Annotated in this window: 20 protein-coding genes and 1 pseudogene; 10 read left to right on the top strand and 11 right to left on the bottom strand. The window is 72.0% G+C overall.

The window, feature by feature from the left end; all coding sequences use genetic code 11:
- Positions 1-27 precede the first annotated feature (27 nt).
- The 4 genes from groL to ACR5MH_RS21470 all read right to left on the bottom strand — a co-directional run bounded on the left by groL (position 28) and on the right by ACR5MH_RS21470 (position 3,087).
- The gene (groL, locus tag ACR5MH_RS21485; RefSeq protein ID WP_431349036.1) at positions 28-1,647 is read right to left on the bottom strand and encodes a chaperonin GroEL; all 1,620 of its coding nucleotides are present in this window, start codon (positions 1,645-1,647) and stop codon (positions 28-30) included.
- A 185-nt stretch (positions 1,648-1,832) separates the two neighbouring features.
- Entirely contained in the window at positions 1,833-2,036 is a 204-nt protein-coding gene (locus ACR5MH_RS21480) for a cold-shock protein (RefSeq protein ID WP_382459023.1), read from the bottom strand.
- Between the two features lie 180 nt (positions 2,037-2,216).
- On the bottom strand, positions 2,217-2,771 hold the full coding sequence (locus tag ACR5MH_RS21475; protein ID WP_431349035.1) for a LytR C-terminal domain-containing protein: 555 nt from the start codon (positions 2,769-2,771) through the stop codon (positions 2,217-2,219).
- A 22-nt stretch (positions 2,772-2,793) separates the two neighbouring features.
- Complete coding sequence (locus ACR5MH_RS21470; protein ID WP_433862130.1) at positions 2,794-3,087, bottom strand: DUF3263 domain-containing protein; 294 nt, start codon at positions 3,085-3,087, stop codon at positions 2,794-2,796.
- Positions 3,088-3,263: 176 nt separating this feature from the next.
- Here ACR5MH_RS21470 and msrB point away from each other — a divergent pair, with 176 nt between their 5' ends.
- Together msrB and ACR5MH_RS21460 are read left to right on the top strand one after the other, a co-directional pair.
- On the top strand, positions 3,264-3,695 hold the full coding sequence (gene msrB, locus ACR5MH_RS21465; RefSeq protein WP_431349033.1) for a peptide-methionine (R)-S-oxide reductase MsrB: 432 nt from the start codon (positions 3,264-3,266) through the stop codon (positions 3,693-3,695).
- Positions 3,695-4,246, top strand: a complete 552-nt coding sequence (locus tag ACR5MH_RS21460) for a nitroreductase family protein (protein WP_431349032.1) — start codon at positions 3,695-3,697, stop codon at positions 4,244-4,246. The genes msrB and ACR5MH_RS21460 overlap by 1 nt, the downstream gene beginning before the upstream one ends.
- A gap of 44 nt (positions 4,247-4,290) precedes the next feature.
- Here ACR5MH_RS21460 and ACR5MH_RS21455 read toward each other — a convergent pair whose 3' ends face one another.
- The 5 genes from ACR5MH_RS21455 to pdhA all read right to left on the bottom strand — a co-directional run bounded on the left by ACR5MH_RS21455 (position 4,291) and on the right by pdhA (position 9,120).
- A complete protein-coding gene (locus ACR5MH_RS21455; RefSeq protein ID WP_433862129.1) occupies positions 4,291-5,280 on the bottom strand; it encodes a DMT family transporter in 990 nt (329 codons plus the stop codon).
- A 45-nt stretch (positions 5,281-5,325) separates the two neighbouring features.
- Positions 5,326-5,514 carry a hypothetical protein gene (locus ACR5MH_RS21450; protein WP_431349030.1) on the bottom strand — a complete coding sequence of 63 codons (189 nt, stop codon included), beginning with the start codon at positions 5,512-5,514 and terminating at the stop codon, positions 5,326-5,328.
- The gene (locus ACR5MH_RS21445; RefSeq protein WP_431349029.1) at positions 5,511-6,905 is read right to left on the bottom strand and encodes a dihydrolipoamide acetyltransferase family protein; all 1,395 of its coding nucleotides are present in this window, start codon (positions 6,903-6,905) and stop codon (positions 5,511-5,513) included. The genes ACR5MH_RS21450 and ACR5MH_RS21445 overlap by 4 nt, the downstream gene beginning before the upstream one ends.
- Positions 6,902-7,873 (bottom strand): alpha-ketoacid dehydrogenase subunit beta, encoded by a 972-nt coding sequence (locus tag ACR5MH_RS21440; RefSeq protein ID WP_433862685.1) that lies wholly within the window; start codon positions 7,871-7,873, stop codon positions 6,902-6,904. Before ACR5MH_RS21440 ends, ACR5MH_RS21445 begins: the two co-directional genes overlap by 4 nt.
- A 116-nt stretch (positions 7,874-7,989) precedes the next feature.
- The gene (gene pdhA, locus ACR5MH_RS21435; RefSeq protein ID WP_431349027.1) at positions 7,990-9,120 is read right to left on the bottom strand and encodes a pyruvate dehydrogenase (acetyl-transferring) E1 component subunit alpha; all 1,131 of its coding nucleotides are present in this window, start codon (positions 9,118-9,120) and stop codon (positions 7,990-7,992) included.
- A gap of 127 nt (positions 9,121-9,247) precedes the next feature.
- Between pdhA and ACR5MH_RS21430 the strand changes: the two genes are divergently transcribed.
- The 7 genes and pseudogenes from ACR5MH_RS21430 (at position 9,248) to ACR5MH_RS21400 (ending at position 14,547) form a co-directional block, all read left to right on the top strand.
- Positions 9,248-9,676, top strand: a complete 429-nt coding sequence (locus ACR5MH_RS21430; RefSeq protein ID WP_431349026.1) for an Lrp/AsnC family transcriptional regulator — start codon at positions 9,248-9,250, stop codon at positions 9,674-9,676.
- Between the two features lie 120 nt (positions 9,677-9,796).
- Positions 9,797-10,204: a hypothetical protein gene (locus ACR5MH_RS21425; protein ID WP_431349025.1), complete on the top strand. Its 408-nt coding sequence runs from the start codon at positions 9,797-9,799 to the stop codon at positions 10,202-10,204.
- Positions 10,201-10,440, top strand: coding sequence for a hypothetical protein (locus tag ACR5MH_RS21420; RefSeq protein ID WP_431349024.1), 240 nt, complete (start codon positions 10,201-10,203; stop codon positions 10,438-10,440). The genes ACR5MH_RS21425 and ACR5MH_RS21420 overlap by 4 nt, the downstream gene beginning before the upstream one ends.
- On the top strand, positions 10,437-11,633 hold the full coding sequence (locus tag ACR5MH_RS21415) for a low temperature requirement protein A (protein ID WP_431349023.1): 1,197 nt from the start codon (positions 10,437-10,439) through the stop codon (positions 11,631-11,633). The genes ACR5MH_RS21420 and ACR5MH_RS21415 overlap by 4 nt, the downstream gene beginning before the upstream one ends.
- A gap of 40 nt (positions 11,634-11,673) precedes the next feature.
- Complete coding sequence (locus ACR5MH_RS21410; protein ID WP_431349022.1) at positions 11,674-12,870, top strand: thiolase family protein; 1,197 nt, start codon at positions 11,674-11,676, stop codon at positions 12,868-12,870.
- Complete coding sequence (locus tag ACR5MH_RS21405) at positions 12,870-13,613, top strand: enoyl-CoA hydratase/isomerase family protein (RefSeq protein WP_431349021.1); 744 nt, start codon at positions 12,870-12,872, stop codon at positions 13,611-13,613. Before ACR5MH_RS21410 ends, ACR5MH_RS21405 begins: the two co-directional genes overlap by 1 nt.
- Positions 13,610-14,547 (top strand): annotated as a pseudogene (locus ACR5MH_RS21400) (3-hydroxyacyl-CoA dehydrogenase family protein). The gene ACR5MH_RS21405 and the pseudogene ACR5MH_RS21400 overlap by 4 nt, the downstream one beginning before the upstream one ends.
- Here the strand turns inward: ACR5MH_RS21400 and ACR5MH_RS21395 are convergent.
- On the bottom strand, positions 14,519-14,923 hold the full coding sequence (locus ACR5MH_RS21395; protein WP_369962442.1) for a PaaI family thioesterase: 405 nt from the start codon (positions 14,921-14,923) through the stop codon (positions 14,519-14,521). The pseudogene ACR5MH_RS21400 and the gene ACR5MH_RS21395 overlap by 29 nt on opposite strands.
- A 96-nt stretch (positions 14,924-15,019) precedes the next feature.
- On the opposite strand from ACR5MH_RS21395, the gene paaZ reads away from it, so the two are divergent.
- Positions 15,020-17,071, top strand: coding sequence for a phenylacetic acid degradation bifunctional protein PaaZ (gene paaZ, locus ACR5MH_RS21390; protein WP_431349020.1), 2,052 nt, complete (start codon positions 15,020-15,022; stop codon positions 17,069-17,071).
- Between the two features lie 67 nt (positions 17,072-17,138).
- Here the strand turns inward: paaZ and ACR5MH_RS21385 are convergent, their stop codons facing one another.
- Positions 17,139-17,735, bottom strand: coding sequence for a TetR/AcrR family transcriptional regulator (locus tag ACR5MH_RS21385; protein ID WP_433862128.1), 597 nt, complete (start codon positions 17,733-17,735; stop codon positions 17,139-17,141).
- Positions 17,736-17,812: the final 77 nt, after the last annotated feature.

Below are 17,812 nucleotides of genomic sequence, written 5' to 3'. Positions count from 1 at the left end.
ACGCCCTCTACAGCGTGTCTGACGGACTCAGAAGTCCATGCCCGCGCCCGGGTCGCCGGCCGGCGCCGAGTTCTTCTCGGGCTTGTCGGCGACGACGGCCTCGGTGGTGAGGAACAGGCCCGCGATCGACGCGGCGTTCTGCAGCGCCGAACGGGTGACCTTCACCGGGTCGTTGATGCCGGAGGCCAGCATGTCGACGTACTCGCCGGTCGCGGCGTTGAGGCCGTGGCCCACGGGGAGCTCGCGCACCTTGGCGACCACGACACCGGCCTCGAGGCCCGCGTTGATGGCGATCTGCTTCAGCGGCGCCTCGATGGCGACGCGGACGATGTTCGCACCGGTCGCCTCGTCGCCCGTCAGCTCGAGCTTCTCGAACGCGGTCTTGCCGGCCTGGATGAGCGCCACGCCACCACCGGCGACGATGCCCTCCTCGACGGCGGCCTTCGCGTTGCGGACGGCGTCCTCGATGCGGTGCTTGCGCTCCTTGAGCTCGACCTCGGTGGCCGCGCCCGCCTTGATGACGGCGACGCCGCCCGCGAGCTTGGCGAGACGCTCCTGGAGCTTCTCGCGGTCGTAGTCCGAGTCGGTGTTCTCGATCTCGCCGCGGATCTGAGCGACACGACCGGCGATGGCGTCGGGGTCGCCCGCGCCCTCGACGATGGTGGTCTCGTCCTTGGTGATGACGACCTTGCGGGCCTGGCCGAGCAGGTCGAGGGTGACGTTCTCGAGCTTGAGGCCGACCTCCTCGGAGATGACCTGGCCGCCGGTGAGGATCGCGATGTCCTGCAGCATCGCCTTGCGACGGTCGCCGAAGCCCGGGGCCTTGACGGCGACGGACTTGAAGATGCCGCGGATCTTGTTGACGATCAGGGTGGCCAGGGCCTCCCCGTCGACGTCCTCGGCGATGATCAGGAGCTGCTTGTTGGCCTGGATCACCTTGTCGACGATCGGCAGCAGGTCCTTGATCGAGGAGATCTTCTGGTTGGCGATGAGGATGTAGGTGTCCTCGAACACCGCCTCCTGGCGGTCCTGGTCGGTGACGAAGTACTGCGACAGGAAGCCCTTGTCGAAGCGCATGCCCTCGGTCAGCTCGAGCTCGGTGCCGAAGGTGTTCGACTCCTCGACGGTGACGACGCCCTCCTTGCCGACCTTGTCGATCGCCTCGGCGATGATCTCGCCGATGGTGGTGTCGCCGGCGGAGATGGACGCGGTGGCGGCGATCTCTGCCTTGGTCTCGACCTCCTTGGCGCTGGCGATGAGCTCCTCGGTGACGGCCGCGACGGCCTTCTCGATGCCGCGCTTCAGCGTGATGGGGTCGGCGCCGGCGGCCACGTTGCGGAGGCCCTCCTTGACGAGCGCCTGAGCGAGCACGGTCGCGGTGGTGGTGCCGTCGCCCGCGACGTCGTCGGTCTTCTTGGCGACCTCCTTGACGAGCTCCGCGCCGATCTTCTCGTACGGGTCGTCGAGCTCGATCTCCTTCGCGATGGAGACGCCGTCGTTCGTGATGGTGGGGGCGCCCCACTTCTTCTCGAGGACGACGTTGCGACCGCGCGGGCCCAGCGTCACCTTGACGGTGTCGGCCAGGATGTTGAGGCCGCGCTCGAGGCCGCGACGGGCTTCCTCGTCGAAAGCAATGATCTTTGCCATGTGTTTCTCGTCCCTCCCGGACGTCTGCGAAAGATTCCGTGTGATTAGCACTCGATCAGATGGAGTGCTAAAGCGATTCTGGCACTCGCGCCCGGGGAGTGCAAGCGCGCGGTGGAGCCGCGCAAAGAGAAGGAGCGCCGCCCCGAAGGGCGACGCTCCTCATTGGTCTTGCCGATCGCTGCGTACTACAGCGGACGCACCGACTCGGCCTGCGGGCCTTTGTTGCCCGTGCCGACCTCGAACTGCACCTGCTGGCCCTCTTCGAGAACCTTGTAGCCGTTCATGTCGATTGCGGAGTAATGAACGAAAACGTCCTGTCCCCCATCATCGACGGTGATGAATCCGTAGCCCTTTTCAGCGTTGAACCACTTCACGGTCCCGTTCGCCATGCATTACTCCCATTGCTGTGTCGCTCGCCCGGTCCAGCGCCGCGCGTTGACTCCCGATCCTAATGCTTGCAATAGCCGGTGACGCCAGTGTTTTCGCCAATCCGTTACGAAATCGGTCCGAAGTTAAACACGCGTGAAACAAAGGGATGAGCGCGCGTCCACGCGCGGAATGACGCGAGGTCAGCCCGTGTAGTCGCTGCCGACGACCACGGTCAGGTCGGCGCCGCTCGCCGCGAAGTCCTGCGTGAGCGCGATGGTGGCACCGGGGAGCGACTGCGCGACCCCGAGCGCCGCCGCCTGGTTCTTGGGGTCGGAGTAGTAGACGATCGTCTGGGTGAGGTCCTGCTTGTCGGCGTTCGCGACGGCGCCGACCTTCCAGCCGGCCTTGGTCAGGGTGTCGCCGACCTTGCCGCCGAGTCCCGAGGTCGCAGTGCCGTTCAGCACGTTCACCGTGAGCGACGGGTCGACCGTCGGCACGATGGTCGGGGTCGGGGTGGGTGTCGGGGTGTGGGTGCCGCTGGCGTGGGGCGAATTCGGCGAACCGTGGAAAGAGATGGAGCCGCTCACCAGCGAGAGCCCGAAGATTCCGGCAGCCACGAGGACGACGACGGCGAGCGCGGCCCAGCCGACGGCGATCCAGCCGCGACCCTTCGGGCGGGGAGCCCGGTGCGCACCGACGCGCTGCAGACCGTCGGGGATGTCGTCGAACCGGTCTCTCGGGTACTTCTCTGCCATCTACAGGTGTTTCCTCGCGGTGTCAGTCTCCGGACGGGAGTGTCCGGGATCGCCGTGCTGCCAGGCGCGTCTCGCGCAGCCGGAGCAGGCGCTTGACGAGCATGGGGTCGTGCTTGAGCGCCTCCGGTCGGTCGATCAGCGCTCCGAGGAGTTGATAGTACCGGGCGGCGGAGAGACCGAACTCCTCGCGGATGGCCTGCTCCTTGGCGCCGGCATGCCGCCACCATTGACGCTCGAACGCGAGGATGGCGGCCTCACGATCGGTCAGGCCGGCCGCGTCCGGCGCGGGGATCCGGTGGTCCGCAGCCTCTGCCACGTGCACCGCCTCCCCTCACCGTCTTCGAGTCAGCCCTTCCCCGCGCTCGCGCCTCATCCTAGGGGCGCTGTCCTGTGCGTTCCCCGTTTGCGTCCGGCACGTCGCGTGCCGAAAGAGGGAACAGTCGCACAGTCGCCGCCGTTTAGGCTGGGGACGGACGACGAAAGGAACGCACGATGAGCGCATCGCACGACGAGGCCGCGCAGGGCACCTACGGGGTCGAGAAGACCGACGAGGAATGGCGCCGCGAGCTCAGCCCGGAGCAGTACTCGGTGCTGCGCGAGGCGGGCACGGAGCGGCCGTGGACCGGCGAGCTGCTCGACGAGGGCCGCGCGGGCGTCTACACCTGCGCCGCGTGCGGGGCGGAGCTGTTCAAGTCGGGCACCAAGTTCGACAGCGGGTGCGGCTGGCCGAGCTTCTACGAGTCCGTCCGTCCGGAGGCCGTGCAGCTCCTCGAGGACGACAGCCTGGGCATGGTGCGCACCGAGGTGCGCTGCGCGAACTGCGGCTCGCACCTGGGCCACGTCTTCCCCGACGGCTTCGGCACGCCCACCGGCGACCGCTACTGCATGAATTCGATCTCGCTGAACTTCTCGCCAGAGGCCTGATGTCCGGGCTCGTCGAGCGCGTCGCCGCACGCCGGTCCTACTCGCGGGTGACCTCCGCGGCGCCGACGCACGAGGAGCTGCTGCCGCTCGTGGCGGCCGCCGGGCGCGTCGCCGACCACTCGGCGCTGCACCCGTGGCGCGTCATCGAGCTGCGCGGCGACGCGCGTGTCCGGCTGGGCCGCGCGTTCGTGAAGGACGCCTCGGCGACCGGCGAGGAGGCCGAGAAGCTGGCGGCCAAGCCACTGCGCTCGTCGCTGCTGCTCGCGATCGTCGCGGTGCGCGCGGCGAGCGAGAAGGTCCCGGGCTGGGAGCAGGACGCGGTCGCCGCGGGCGTCGCGCACGTCCTGAGCCTGCTGCTCCACGACGCCGGCTGGGGCGCCATGTGGCGAACCGGCCACCACACCCGGTCGAAGGCCGTGCACCGGATGCACGGCCTCGCCGAGAACGAGCGGCTCCTGGGCTGGCTCTACGTCGGCGGCGTCCCGGAGGACGGCAGGGAGGCGCACCGCACCTCCCTGGACCCGGAGCGCTTCCTCAGCGTTCTCGACTGAACCGCTCCGCGGAAGGCTCAACACAGCGGGGTCGCAAAACGCCGTTATCCGTCGCGCGAGACGGCGTGTTGCGACCCCTCTTCGCCGTGGGTGGGACGACGGCGGCCCCAGCGGATGCTGGCGACCGCGACCGCGACGAGGGCGAGCAGCGTCCCGGCGACGGTGGAGAACGCGACCGGCTCGGGCGAGCTCGGCGCGAGCAGGTCGAGCAGGAGCGCTGTCACGAGCTGGCCGGCGACGGTCGCGAGGCCGAGCAGCAGCACGCCCGTGATGCGGACGAGCAGCGCGGCGGCCGCGATGAAGACGCACCCGATCGCGCCGCCGAGATAGAGCCACGGCTCGCTCGGCAGCGGCTTCGGGAGGCCTCGCAGGCTCCAGTCGACGGCCATGATCACCAGGAGCACGGACGTCCCGACCACGAAGTTGACGAAGGTCGCGGTCAGGGCGCTCTCGGCGACCACACGCACCTGGCCGTTGACGGCCTGCTGCCAGCCGAGGCCGAGGCCCGAGATCAGCGGCAGCAGCATCAGCCAGATCGGCACGGGACCGCCGAGCTGCGCGGACACCGCCCAGGTCACGGCGCCGAGGGCGATCAGGGCGCCCGCGAGCCGCGCGGGCGTGATCGGCCGGCGGCCACCCGGGCCGAGGCCGATCCGGTCGAGCACCAGGCCGCTGACGGTCTGGCCGGCCACGACGGCGACCGTGAACAGCGCGACGCCGAGCACCGCGGCGGCGACTCCCTGCGACAGCACCAGGAACGCGCCCGCGGCTCCGCCGGCGACATACCACCAGGGCACGCCCCGCGAGCGGAGTGCGGCCACGACCCGGCCGAACCCGCGCCGGCCGACGGGGGCGACGGCCATCGCGACGATCAGGATCACGAGCCCGGAACCGAACGAGATGACGGCGGCGGTGACGCCGTCGCCCAGCCGCTGCCCCAGCTCGCCGTTGATGCGGGACTGGAGCGCCACCCCCGCCCCGCAGACGATGGCGCAGACGAGCGCGAGCCAGAGGGGGAAGGAGCGGGGTGTCACTCGCCCAAGCCTAGGCCGATCGGGCCCCGAGGGCTGGGCGGACGCTCAGGGAGCCGGCGCCTCGCCGTCGGCCGGCGACGGGTGCGGAAGCCAGGGGATGTTCTCCTCGGGCGCGACGTCCTTCTCGAAGTCGAGGTCGTAGTCGTCGCCCTGCTCCACCACGTCGGGCTTGTCGGCGTCGTCGGGCTTGTCGGCGTCGTCGGGCTTCTCTGCGTCGCGTGGTTCCTCGGTCATGCCCTCACCGTACCCGGCGCCTCCCCGGCGAGGAAGGCGATCGGCGACTCGATCGCGTCGGCGATCTCGCGGAGGAACCGCGCCGCCACTCCGCCGTCGGTGACGCGGTGGTCGAAGACCAGGCTGAGCTGCACGATCCGGCGCGGGACGACGGCGCCGTCGACCACCCACGGACGCTCGATGACACGGCCGATGCCGAGGATGGCGACCTCGGGGTGGTTGATGATCGCGGCGCTGCCGTCGACGCCGAGGCTGCCGTAGTTGTTCACGGTGAAGGTGGAGCCTGTGAGGTCCGCAGGCGGCAGGACCCCGTCTCGGGCGGCGGCCGACAACCGGCCGAGCTCGGCGTCGAGCTCGCGCACGCTCGACCGGTCGGCGCGGCGGATCACCGGGACCAGGAGGCCGCGCGGGGTGTCGGCGGCGAAGCCGAGGTTCACCCCGGCGAAGACCTCGATCCCGTCGCCGTCGGCGGTGACCCGCCCGGCGAGTTCGGGATGCCGCGCGAGCGCGCTGAGGGCGAACCGCGAGATGAAGGCGAGCAGCGACGGCGGCTTGCCCGACTTGCCGAGCGCCTGCCTGGCATCCCACAGCTCGGTGGCGTCGACATCGACCCAGACGGTCGCCTCCGGGATCTCGGAGCGGCTGCGCGTCATGGTCTCGGCGACCGTGCGGCGGAGGCGGGAGAACGGGGTGACAGAGGCGATGGCGAGGCCGGTGCGGGGGTCGGTGCCGGACCCGGCTTCGGCGGGCGCCGGGCGGGCGGCGGGCACTGCGCGCGCGCCACGGGCTGCGGGCACGACCGGCGCGGTGGCCTTCGCTGCGGCGAGCGCGGCCTCCACATCGCGTCGTGTGACGACGCCGCCCGCTCCGCTCGGGGTGAGCGAGGCGAGGTCGATGCCGTGGGTGTGCGCGAGCGCGCGGACGACCGGCGACACGACCGGGACGATGCGGCTCGGCGCTCCGGCGGCCACGCCCGTGCCGCGCTGGGCGGTGCGGCCGCGGCGGCGGGCGGTGGCGTGGTCGGTGGTGCCGTAGCCGACGAGGACCGCGCCGGAGCCGGCGGCGACGGGTTCGGGTTCGGATTCGGGTTCGGGTGTCTCGGCCGCCTCCGCGACAGGCTCGGCGGCCCGCGCCGGAGCGGCGACGTGCACCTCGGCGTCCTCCCGTACCTCCAGCAGCGGCGAGCCGACCATGATCGTCTCGCCCTCCTCGCCGTGGCAGACGGCGACGACGCCCGCGTACGGGGACGGCACCTCCACGACCGACTTGGCGGTCTCCACCTCGGCGATCGGCTGGTCGATCGTCACCGTGTCGCCGACCGCCACCAGCCAGCGGACCAGTTCGGCGTCCGCGAGTCCCTCGCCCAGGTCGGGCAGCGCGAAGACCTTCATGCGTCCTCCCACTGGAGGCTGTCGACGGCGTCGAGGACGCGGTCCACTCCGGGAAGGTAGAAACGCTCCAGCTTCGGCGGCGCGAACGGGGTGTCGAAGCCGGTCACGCGGCGCACCGGCGCCTCCAGATAGTGGAAGCAGCGCTCCGAGACGCGGGCGGCGATCTCGGAGGCGACGCTGGCGAAGCCCGGCGCCTCGGCCACCACCACGGCGCGGCCGGTCGCGCGCACCGCGGCGCAGACGGTCTCGTCGTCGAACGGAGTCAGGGTCCGCACGTCGACCACCGCCAGACTGCGGCCCTCCTCAGCGGCGGCCTCCGCGGCGGCCAGCGCCACCGGGACGGTCGGGCCGTAGGCGATCAGGGTCGCGTCGGTGCCCTCCCGGGCGACGCGCGCGCGGCCCAGCTCGGGCAGCGGCGCGGTCGTGTCGACCTCGCCGGTCGACCAGTACAGCTTCTTCGGCTCCATGAAGACCACCGGGTCCGGAGAGGCGATCGCGGCGCGGAGCAGGCCGTAGGCGTCCTGCGGCGTCGCCGGCGACACCACGGTCAGGCCGGGCGTGTGCACGTAGTAGGCCTCGGAGGAGTCGGAGTGATGCTCGACGCCGCCGATCCCACCCGCGAACGGGATGCGGATGACCATCGGCAGCCGGACCTTCCCGCGGGTGCGGTTGCCCATCTTGGCGACATGGTCCACGATCTGCTCGAACGCCGGGTAGGCGAACGCGTCGAACTGCATCTCGACCACCGGGCGCATCCCGTTCATCGCCATCCCGACCGCGGTGCCGACGATGCCGGACTCGGCCAGCGGGGTGTCGAAGCAGCGCTGTTCGCCGAAGCGCTTGGTCAGGCCGTCGGTGATGCGGAAGACGCCGCCGAGCGTGCCGACGTCCTCGCCGAAGACGAGGACCGCCGGGTCCTCCGCGAGAGAGTCGGCGAGGGCGCGGTTGAGGGCCTGCGCCATCGTCATGCTGGCGACCGCGGGCGCGGGCGAGCCTTCCGGCTCCGGCTGCCGGTCGTCGGGCCGCCGGTCGTCGGGCTGCCGGTCGTCGGGCTGCCGGTCTGCTGGGGCGTCGTGCATGAGCGTCATCGGGCGACCTCCTCGGCGCGGGATTCTTCGGCGCGGGACTGTGCGGCGCGGGACTCTGCGGCGAGCTCGGCCGCGAGCAGTTCGGCCTGCTCCCTGAGCTGCGGAGTCGGCTCGGCGTAGACGTACTCGAACAGGTCGAGCGGCTGCGGTTCGGCGTCCGCCATGATCCGGGTGCGGAGGTCGACGGCGATGCGCTCGGCGCGGGCGCGGAACTCGGCGTCGTCGTCGTCGGTCAGCGCGCCCTCGGCCGTCAGCCAGGTGCGCAGGCGCAGCAGCGGGTCGCGGGCGATCCACGGCTCCACCTCCGCGGAGGTGCGGTAACGCGTGGCGTCGTCGGCATTGGTGTGCGACTTCATCCGGTAGGTGAGCGCCTCCACGAGGGTGGGGCCGCCGCCCTCCCGGGCCTCGGTGACGGCCTCCCCCAGCACCGCGAGCAGCGCGGCGAGGTCGTTGCCGTCGACCAGGCGTCCGCGCATCCCGTAACCGATGCCCTTGTGCGCCAGGCTCGGGGCGGCGGTCTGCCGGCTGAGCGGAACCGAGATCGCGTACCCGTTGTTCTGGACGAGGAACACGACCGGGAGGTGGAAGACGGCGGCGAAGTTGAGCGCCTCATGGAAGTCGCCCTCGCTGGTGGCGCCGTCGCCGCACAGCGCCACGACGACGGTGTCCTCGCCGCGCATCCGGGCGGCATGGGCGAAGCCGACCGCGTGCAGGAGCTGGGTGGCGAGCGGGGTCGCCTGCGGGGCCACCCGGTACTCGTTCGGGTCGTAGCCGGAGTGCCAGTCGCCGCGCAGCAGCAGGAACGCCTCGAACGGGTCCACGCCCCGGGACACCACCGCGACCGAGTCGCGATAGGTGGGGAACAGCCAGTCGCGCTCGCCGAGCACCATCGCCGAGGCGACCTCGCAGGCCTCCTGGCCGTGCGAGGACGGGTACACCGCCAGCTTGCCCTGGCGCACCAGCGCGTCGGCCTGGTCGTTGAGCCGCCGGCCGAGCACGAGGCGGCCGTAGCCGTCGCGCAACCGGTCGGTGGACGGGAACGCGTAGTGCTCGTGCGGGTGTGCCGAGCCCTGCTCGTCGATGAGCCGCAACGGGGTGTCGCCCGGCATCAGATCGTCGGCGTGCATCTGTTCTCCTTCGAAAGACGTCGCTGATCATCAGAATGACTTCGCTAGACCCGCTTTGCCACATGTGCGGAACTTTCGAGACGAACGGGTGCACAGCGGCACCATCGATGCCAAACTGTCTCCCATCATGGATGACATCGACACCCGCATCGTGGACGCGCTGCGCGCCGACGGCCGCGCCTCCATCACCGCCGTCGCGGAGGCGGCGCACGTCTCGCGGGCCAACGCCTACGCCCGTGTCTCCCGGCTGGTCGAGGAGGGCGTGATCACGGGCTTCACGGCGAAGGTGGACCCGCGCCGCTCCGGCCGTGCGTCATCGGCGTACGTGACCATGCGCGTGGAGCAGGCGGCCTGGCACGATCTCCGCGCGCGGCTGAGCGCCATCCCGGAGGTGGAGCACTTCGCACTTGTCGGCGGCGACTTCGACGTCATCCTGCTGGTGCGGGCGCGCGACAACGAGGACCTGCGGCGGGTGGTGCTGGAGGAACTGACGAGCATCCCCTCGGTGCACGACACGAAGACCTCCCTCGTCTTCGAGGACCACGACCTCCGGTAACGCGGCGCATTCGTGCCGAATGTCGTGAATGGCGGCGCGATTCGCGACATTCGTGCCGAATGCGTTCGGGGCGATGAGCGCATTCGTGCCGAATCGTGCGGGTGGCGCTACGCTCGCCCCATGGCGAACCCTGCGGCGGGCGCGCTCACGTCGGAGCTCACGGTCGGGGACCTGCTGGCCCTCGCCCGCCTGGGCGATCGTGCCGCCGTCGACGGCCTGACCGTCGCCCTCACCTGGCGGTACGAGCACACCATGACGCTCGCCAAAGCACTCGCGGCGGCCGGGTCCGGGGTCATCCTCTCGCTCGTGGTGCCGGTGCTGCAGTCGAATCCCGGCGTGAACCCGGTGCCGGTGGCCGCGTGGCTCTGGGTGCTCATCGCCGGGACGGTCACCATGCTCAGCGGCGGCGTCTTCTACATGCTCGCCCGCCGCGCCCAGCGCACGTTCGTGCTGGCGCAGGGGTTGCTCGCCGAGCTGCTCGCGCTGCGGCAGCCGCCGGCGCCACCCGCACCGGGAGCGCAGCCGTGAGCACCACCATCGTCGTCGTCCTGGCCTCCTTCGTCGTCGTGCTGGCGGTCGCCCTCACGGTCGCCGCGCTGATCGTGCGGGCCTCCCGGCTGCGGTCTGATCGGGACCGGGCCGCTGCGCTCGCCGGTCCGGCCGCGTGGAGTGCGCTCGACGGCATCTCGCTGTCCGGGTACGCCGACGACGAGCGGGTGCGGGCAGCCGTCGATCATTTCCTCACCGCAGGCCGGCGCGGATGAGCGGCGTGTCCCTCCCTCGCCGGCCCGTCGCCGGCGACCGGGATCCGTCGCGTGCGCACTGGATGGAGCTGTTCTTCGATCTGGTGTTCGTCGCGCTGGTCGGACAGCTCGCGCACGGGCTCCACACCGAGCCCTCGTTCGGAACGCTCGCGGTGTTCGTGGCCCTGTTCGCGTCGGTGTGGTGGTCCTGGGTCAACCTGACCTTCGTCGTGGACGTCTCGCCGCAGCTCAGCGCGCGGCGACTGTCGATCGTGATGCTGATCGCGATGTTCGCCGTCGGAGCGCTCGCGGTCGCGGCGCCGGAGGCGATCGGCGACCGGGCCTGGCTGTTCGCGGCCGGCAACGCACTGCTGCGGGTGCTGCTGCTGGTGGTCTGGATCCGCTTCTCCTGGTCGAACGGGACGGCGTCGCGCGTCCGCATCCTCGCCTACAACGGGTTGACCGCCGTGATCTGGCTGGTGTCGATCGCCCTCCCCTCGCCGGCGGACTATGTGCTCTGGGCGGTCGCCATCGTGTTGGAGGTGGTGCTCCTGACGGCGACCTCCGGTAGCTGGGCGGCGATCGCCCTCGACCGGCTGAACGTCGAGCACCTGTCCGAGCGGTTCGGGCTGCTCGTCATCATCGTGCTGGGCGAGTCGGTGCTGAGCGTCGTGGACGCGGTGTCCAGCGCCTGGACGCTCGCCGCCGGGCTGGTCGGGCTGCTCGGGCTCCTGCTGACCTCCGGGCTGGCGTGGTCGTTCTTCCTCTACGGCGTGGACGCGATGACCAGCGGGCTGGAGCGGCTGCTGGAGGCCGGCGACGCGCGGACGATCCGCGACACGGTCGCCTTCCTGCCGTTCCTGCTGCTGGCCGGAGTCACCGCGCTGTCCGGCGCGCTCGCCGAGGGGATCGCGCACCCGGGCGAGCCGCTGCCGGCGGCGCTGGCGGTGTCCCTGGGCGGCGGGATCGCCCTGTTCTACCTGACGAACGCGGTCATCGCCCGCCGCTACGGCGACCCGTGGCGGGTCGTGCTGCGCTGGGCGGTCCCGGCGGTCGGGCTGTCCGTCGCGCTCGCGGTGGCGGCGCTGTGGCTCCCCGCCGCGGCCGCGATCGGCTGCGCGGTGGGGATCCTCGGGGTGGTCGTGGCGTCGGCGGAGCTCGCCTCGCGGTCGCGGCGGTTGCTCGCGGGTCGGGGTTCTGCGACTATTTACTAGCTGAACGTTCGTTCGGTAATTCGCATTCGAAGGAGCTGCGATGGCGGAGGCCTACCTCGTCGGCGGTGTACGCACGGCTGTCGGCCGCTACGGCGGAGCGCTGGCCGGCATCCGACCCGACGACCTCGCCGCCATCGTGGTGGGCGAGGCGGTGCGACGCGCGGGAGTGGACGGCGCGGCGCTCGACGACGTCATGCTCGGAGCGGCCAATCAGGCGGGCGAGGACAACCGGAACGTGGCCCGCATGGCCGCCCTGCTGGCCGGCCTCCCGGACAGCGTGCCCGGTGTCACCGTCAATCGGCTCTGCGCGTCCGGCCTCAGCGCCGTGACGCTCGCCGGCCAGGCGATCCGCGCGGGCGACGCCGACCTGATCGTCGCGGGCGGCGTGGAATCGATGACACGGGCGCCCTGGGTGCAGGCCAAGCCGCCGCGACCGTGGGCGAGGCCGGGGCCGCAGTTCGACACCTCCATCGGCTGGCGCTTCACCAACCCGCGATTCCTGGAGCGCGACAAGGCCACCTACTCGATGCCGGAGACCGCGGAGGAGGTCGCGCGCCTCGACGGAATCGGCCGGGAGGAGGCCGACGAGTTCGCGCTCGAGAGCCACCGGCGAGCCGCGGCGGCGACCGACGCGGGCCGCTTCGCCGACGAGATCGTCCCGGTCGCGACCTCCGCCGGCGAGGTCACGGCCGACGAGAGCATCCGCCGCGACACCGACGCCGCCGCCCTCGCGGCGCTGCGCCCGGTGGTCACGGGCGGCAGCGTCGTCACCGCGGGGAACTCCTCGCCGCTGAACGACGGCGCATCCGCGATCGTCGTCGCGAGCGGCGACGCCGTGCAGCGCTTCGGCCTGCGTCCGCGCGCCCGGATCGTCGCCTCGGCGAGCGCCGGCGTGGCGCCGGAGGTGATGGGCCTAGGCCCCGTCCCCGCGACCAATCGCGCTCTCGAGCGTTCCGGTCTGGCGCTCAGCGAAATCGGCAGCATCGAGCTCAACGAGGCGTTCGCCGCGCAGGCGATCGCGTGCCTGCGCCGGCTGGGGCTGGACGACGAGAGCGGCCGGACGCGGGTGAACGCCGACGGCGGCGCGATCGCGCTGGGGCACGCGCTCGGGTCGAGCGGCGCACGCATCCTGGTGACGCTGCTCGGCCGGATGGAGCGCGAGGGATCCCGGTATGGGCTCGCCACGATGTGCGTCGGCGTCGGGCAGGGCGCCGCTCTGATCGTGGAGGCCCTGTGATGGCGGCGCCGACGACGCTGGTGGTCACCGAGAGCGCCGACCGCGTGGTCGCGACGCTCAACCGTCCAGAGGTCCGCAACGCGATCGACCAGCGGATGGTGGACGAGCTGCACGCGCTGTGCGACGACCTGGAGCGGGACCCGCGCATCCTCATCCTCACCGGCTCGGAGGGCGTCTTCGCGTCCGGCGCCGACATCGCCGAGCTGCGCGAGCGCACGGCGGCCGACGCACGCCGTGCGATCAACGCGACGATCTTCCTCCGGATCGCCGAACTGCCGATGCCGGTGATCGCGGCGCTCGACGGGTACGCGCTGGGCGGCGGCGCCGAGCTCGCGTACGCGGCGGACTTCCGGCTCGGCACGACGCGGCTGCGGATCGGCAACCCGGAGACCTCGCTCGGGATCATCGCCGCGGCCGGCGCACTCTGGCGGCTTCCGCAGCTCGTCGGCGAGCCGCTCGCGGCCGAGATCACGATGGCCGGACGCGTGCTGAACGGCGAGGAGGCGCTGGCCGCCGGGCTCGTGAGCGACCTGTTCGAGCCGGGCGAGCTGCTCGCCGGCGCGCACGCGCTCGCCGACCGGATCGCGAAGAACGACCCGCTCGCGACCCAGTACACCAAGCAGGTCCTGCGCGCGCCGCTGAGCGACCATCCCCGGGCCGAGCAGGAGGCGCAGGCCGTGCTGTTCGAGTCGCCGGAGAAGCACAGGCGGATGACGGAGTTCCTGGAGCGGAGGACGCGATGAGCGACCAGCAGGCGGGCGTTCCGGAGCATGTCGGCGTCCCGGAGCACGTCGGCATCCCGGAGCACGTGGGAGTGATCGGCGGCGGCCGGATGGGCGCGGGCATCGCCCATGCGTTCCTGATGGCGGGCGCGCGCGTCGCGGTCGTCGAGCGCGACGCCGCCTCCGCCGATGCCGCCCGCGCGCGCGTGGAGGCGGCGATCGACGGCAGCGTGCGCCGCGGCGCGACGGCCCCGGCCCCCGACCGGCTGATCGCCACGACCACCTGGGACGCCCTGCGCGGCGCCGCCCTCGTCGTGGAGGCGGTGCCCGAGCTCCCCGATCTCAAGCACGACGCGCTCCGCCGCGCCGCGGAGCTCCTGGAGCCCGACGCCGTGCTCGCGAGCAATACCTCCTCGCTCTCCATCGACGGGCTCGCCGAGGTGCTGCAGCGGCCCGGCGGCTTCCTCGGCATGCACTTCTTCAACCCCGTCCCGGCGTCCGCTCTGGTGGAGGTCGTGGCCGGCAAGGCGACCGCACCGAGCGCCGTCGACCTCGCCACCGGCTGGGTGACGGCCCTCGGCAAGACGCCGATCGTGGTGCGCGACTCCCCCGGCTTCGCGTCGTCCCGGCTCGGTGTGCTGCTCGGGCTGGAGGCCGTCCGGATGGTCGAGGAGGGCGTCGCGTCCCCCGAGGCCATCGACACGGCGATGACGCTCGGCTACAAGCACCCGGTCGGGCCGCTGCGGCTCACCGACATCGTCGGGCTGGACGTGCGGCTCGACATCGCGGAGTACCTCGCGAGCGAGCTGGGGCCGCGGTTCGAGCCTCCCCTCTGCTGCGCCGCATGGTCGCGGACGGCCTGCTCGGCCGCAAGTCAGGGCGTGGGTTCTACGCGTGGGACAGCGACGCTGCGGGCGGAGCGCCGCTCACGCGCGCTCCGGAGCCTCCACGATGAGGTTCGTGATGCGCACCGTGCAGAGCCGGTTGCCGTCCTCGTCGGTGAGGACGACCTCGTGCGAGGTGACCTTCCTGCCGAGCCGGATCGCGGTCGCGACCCCGGTCACGAGGCCGCTGCGCGCCGACCGGTGGTGCGTCGCGTTGATGTCGAGCCCGACCGCGCTGCGTCCGGGGCCGGCGTGGATCACGGCCGCCCAGGAGCCGAGCGCCTCCGCGAACGCCACCGAGGCGCCGCCGTGCAGCAGCCCGAACGATTGGCGGTTGCCCGCCACCGGCATCGTCGCGACGACGCGCTCCGCGGATTGCTCCAGGATGCGCACGCCCATCTTCTCGTCGAGCTCGCCGAGCTCGATCGTCCAGTCTCCGTCGGCCACGGCACCAGCCTATGTCCGATCCCCGCACGTCCGATCCCCGCACGTCCGATCCGCCGGAGCGTCGTCGCTCCAGACCCTCCCGGGAGGTACCGAATCATGAGTCTGCCCAGCTACCTGCTCGATCAGTGGTGGAGCCCGGCGTCCGATGAGGGCGCCGCGGAGGTGCGCGACGCCTCCACCGGCGAGCTCGTCGCCCGCGTCAGCGCCGAGGGCGCCGACCTGGCCGGAGCGCTCGAATACGCGCGAACGGTCGGTCAGGCCTCGCTCGGTGCGCTGACGTTCCACCAGCGCGCTGTCCTGCTCAAGCGGATGGCGCAGGTGCTCACCGAGCGCAAGCAGGAGCTCTACGACCTCTCGGCCCGCGCCGGTGCGACGCGGACCGACGCGTGGATCGATGTGGACGGCGGCATCGGCGCGCTGTTCACCTACTCCTCGAAGGGCCGCCGCGAGCTCCCCAACGCGCAGGTCGTCGTCGACGGCCCGGCGGAGTCGCTGGCGAAGGACGGCTCGTTCCTCGGCCAGCACATCTTCACCCGCCTGCCGGGTGTCGCCGTGCAGATCAACGCGTTCAACTTCCCGGTCTGGGGCCTGCTGGAGAAGTTCGCACCGTCGTTCCTCGCCGGGATGCCGACGCTCGCCAAGCCCGCGACGCCGACCGCGTACGTGGCGGAGGCGATGGTGCGCATCCTGGTGGAGTCCGGGCTGCTGCCCGCCGGGTCGCTCCAGCTCGTGAGCGGCAGCGTTCCCGGGCTGTTCGACCACCTGCGGCTGGGCGACCTGGTGGCGTTCACCGGGTCGGCCTCCACCGCCGAGCGGCTGCGCGCGCACGACTCCGTGCAGACCGGCGGGGTGCGGTTCACGAGCGAGACGGACTCCATCAACGCGTCGGTGCTCGGTCCGGACGCGCTGCCCGGCACGCCCGAGTTCGACGCGTACGTGAAGCAGCTAGTGGTCGAGCTGACCGCCAAGGCGGGCCAGAAGTGCACGGCGATCCGCCGCGCGATCGTCCCGGCCGAGGCGGTGGACCCCCTGTTGGCGGCCGTGCGGTCGCGCATCGAGGAGCGCGTCGTGATCGGCGACCCGCGGGCCGAGGGCGTCACGATGGGTCCGCTCGCGTCGCGCGAGCAGCGGGCGGAGGTGCTGCGCCAGGTGACGCGGCTGGTGGAGGCCGGCGGGGAGCTCGCGATCGGCGGGCTCGACCAGCCGAGCGTCCGCCGCGGCGACGGCAGCCTCGGCGTCGAGCTGGAGGGCGCGTTCGTCGCCCCGATCGTGCTGCGCTTCGCGGACGCCCGCACCCCGGAGGCGCACACCGTCGAGGCCTTCGGACCGGTCGCGGCGGTGCTGCCGTACGACTCGGCCACCGAGGCGGCGGAGCTCGTGGCGCTCGGCGGCGGCTCGCTGGTGACCAGCGCCGCAACGCACGACCCGGACTTCGCCCGCGAGCTGGTGCTGGCGACGGCGGCGTACAACGGCCGCATCCTCCTGCTCGACCGCGACGACGCCCGCACCTCCACCGGACACGGCTCGCCGATGCCGCACCTCGTCCACGGCGGTCCCGGCCGCGCGGGCGGCGGCGAGGAGCTGGGCGGCATCCGCGCCGTACTGAACCACATGCAGCGGACGGCCATCCAAGGCTCCCCCGACCTCCTCACGGCCGTCACCGGCGTCTGGCACGAAGGCGCCGCGGCCGAGACCGGAGGCCCGCACCCGTTCCGCAAGTCGCTCGCGACGCTGCGTATCGGCGACCAGGTGCAGTCCGAGTCCCGCCGGGTCACGCTGGACGACATCGAGACCTTCGCGACCTTCACCGGCGACACCTTCTACGCCCACATGGACGAGGAGGCCGCGGCCGCGAACCCGTTCTTCCCCGGCCGCGTCGCGCACGGTTATCTGCTCGTCTCGTGGGCGGCCGGGCTGTTCGTCGACCCGGCGCCGGGCCCCGTGCTCGCCAACTACGGGCTGGAGAACCTGCGGTTCCTGACGCCGGTCTCCCCCGGCGACAGCATCCGTGTGGCGCTGACGGCCAAGCAGATCACGCCGCGCGAGACGGACGAGTACGGCGAGGTGCGCTGGGACGCGCGCATCCTCAACCAGAAGGACGAGCTCGTCGCCTCCTACGACGTCCTCACCCTCGTCTCGAAGGAGTGACCCCCCTCGAAGGGCACGTCAACGCCCCTGGAACGCGGTTTCAGAGGCGTTGACGTGCCCCTCGACGTCAGGAGCGGAGGGCCAGGGCGAGGATGGTGTCGGCGAGTGCGTCCGGGGAGACAGGGCCGGCGGGGTCGTACCACTCGGTCAGCGAGTTGATCATGCCGAACAGCAGGCGGGCGACGACCGCCGGGTCGGCGTCCACCCGCAGCGAGCCCTCGTCGCGCGCCTCGGCCACCAGCGCCGCGACGGCGTGGTCGAAAGCGCGCCGGCGCTGCAGCGCGGCCCGCTCCACCTCGGTGTTGCCCCGCACGCGCAGCAGCAGCGTGACGTACGGGAGGCGATCCACCAGCACGAGAACTGCCCCGCGGAGCACCTGCGCGAGCCGCTCGGCGGCGGTCCCGTGCGTCTCCACGGCTGAGCGCAGCGCGCCCTCCAGACCGTCGAGCGCTTCATCCAGCGCGAGCGCGAGCAGCTCGTCCTTGGAGGCGACGTGGTGGTAGATCGCCGACTTGGACAGCCCGAGGCGCTCGGCCAGCATCCCGATGGAGGTCGCATCGTAGCCGTGCTCGTTGAAGGCGGCGACGGCGACCTCGAGGATGCCGCGCTGGTCGTAGCCGGGCCGGCCCCGGCGCAGGGGCTCGGCCGTCCGGGTGTCGGTCACCCAGCAAGTGTGGCACGAACCCATCCGGCCCGCATATACTGAACGAACGATCAGTCAGTATTGATGGGAGCTGGTTC

This window comes from Streptomyces sp. L7 (assembly GCF_050990935.1).
In the GTDB taxonomy this organism is placed as follows: Bacteria; Actinomycetota; Actinomycetes; order Actinomycetales; family Microbacteriaceae; genus Leifsonia.
Note: the sequence above shows the minus strand (reverse complement) of the source record. Positions and strands in the feature narration are given on the sequence as shown.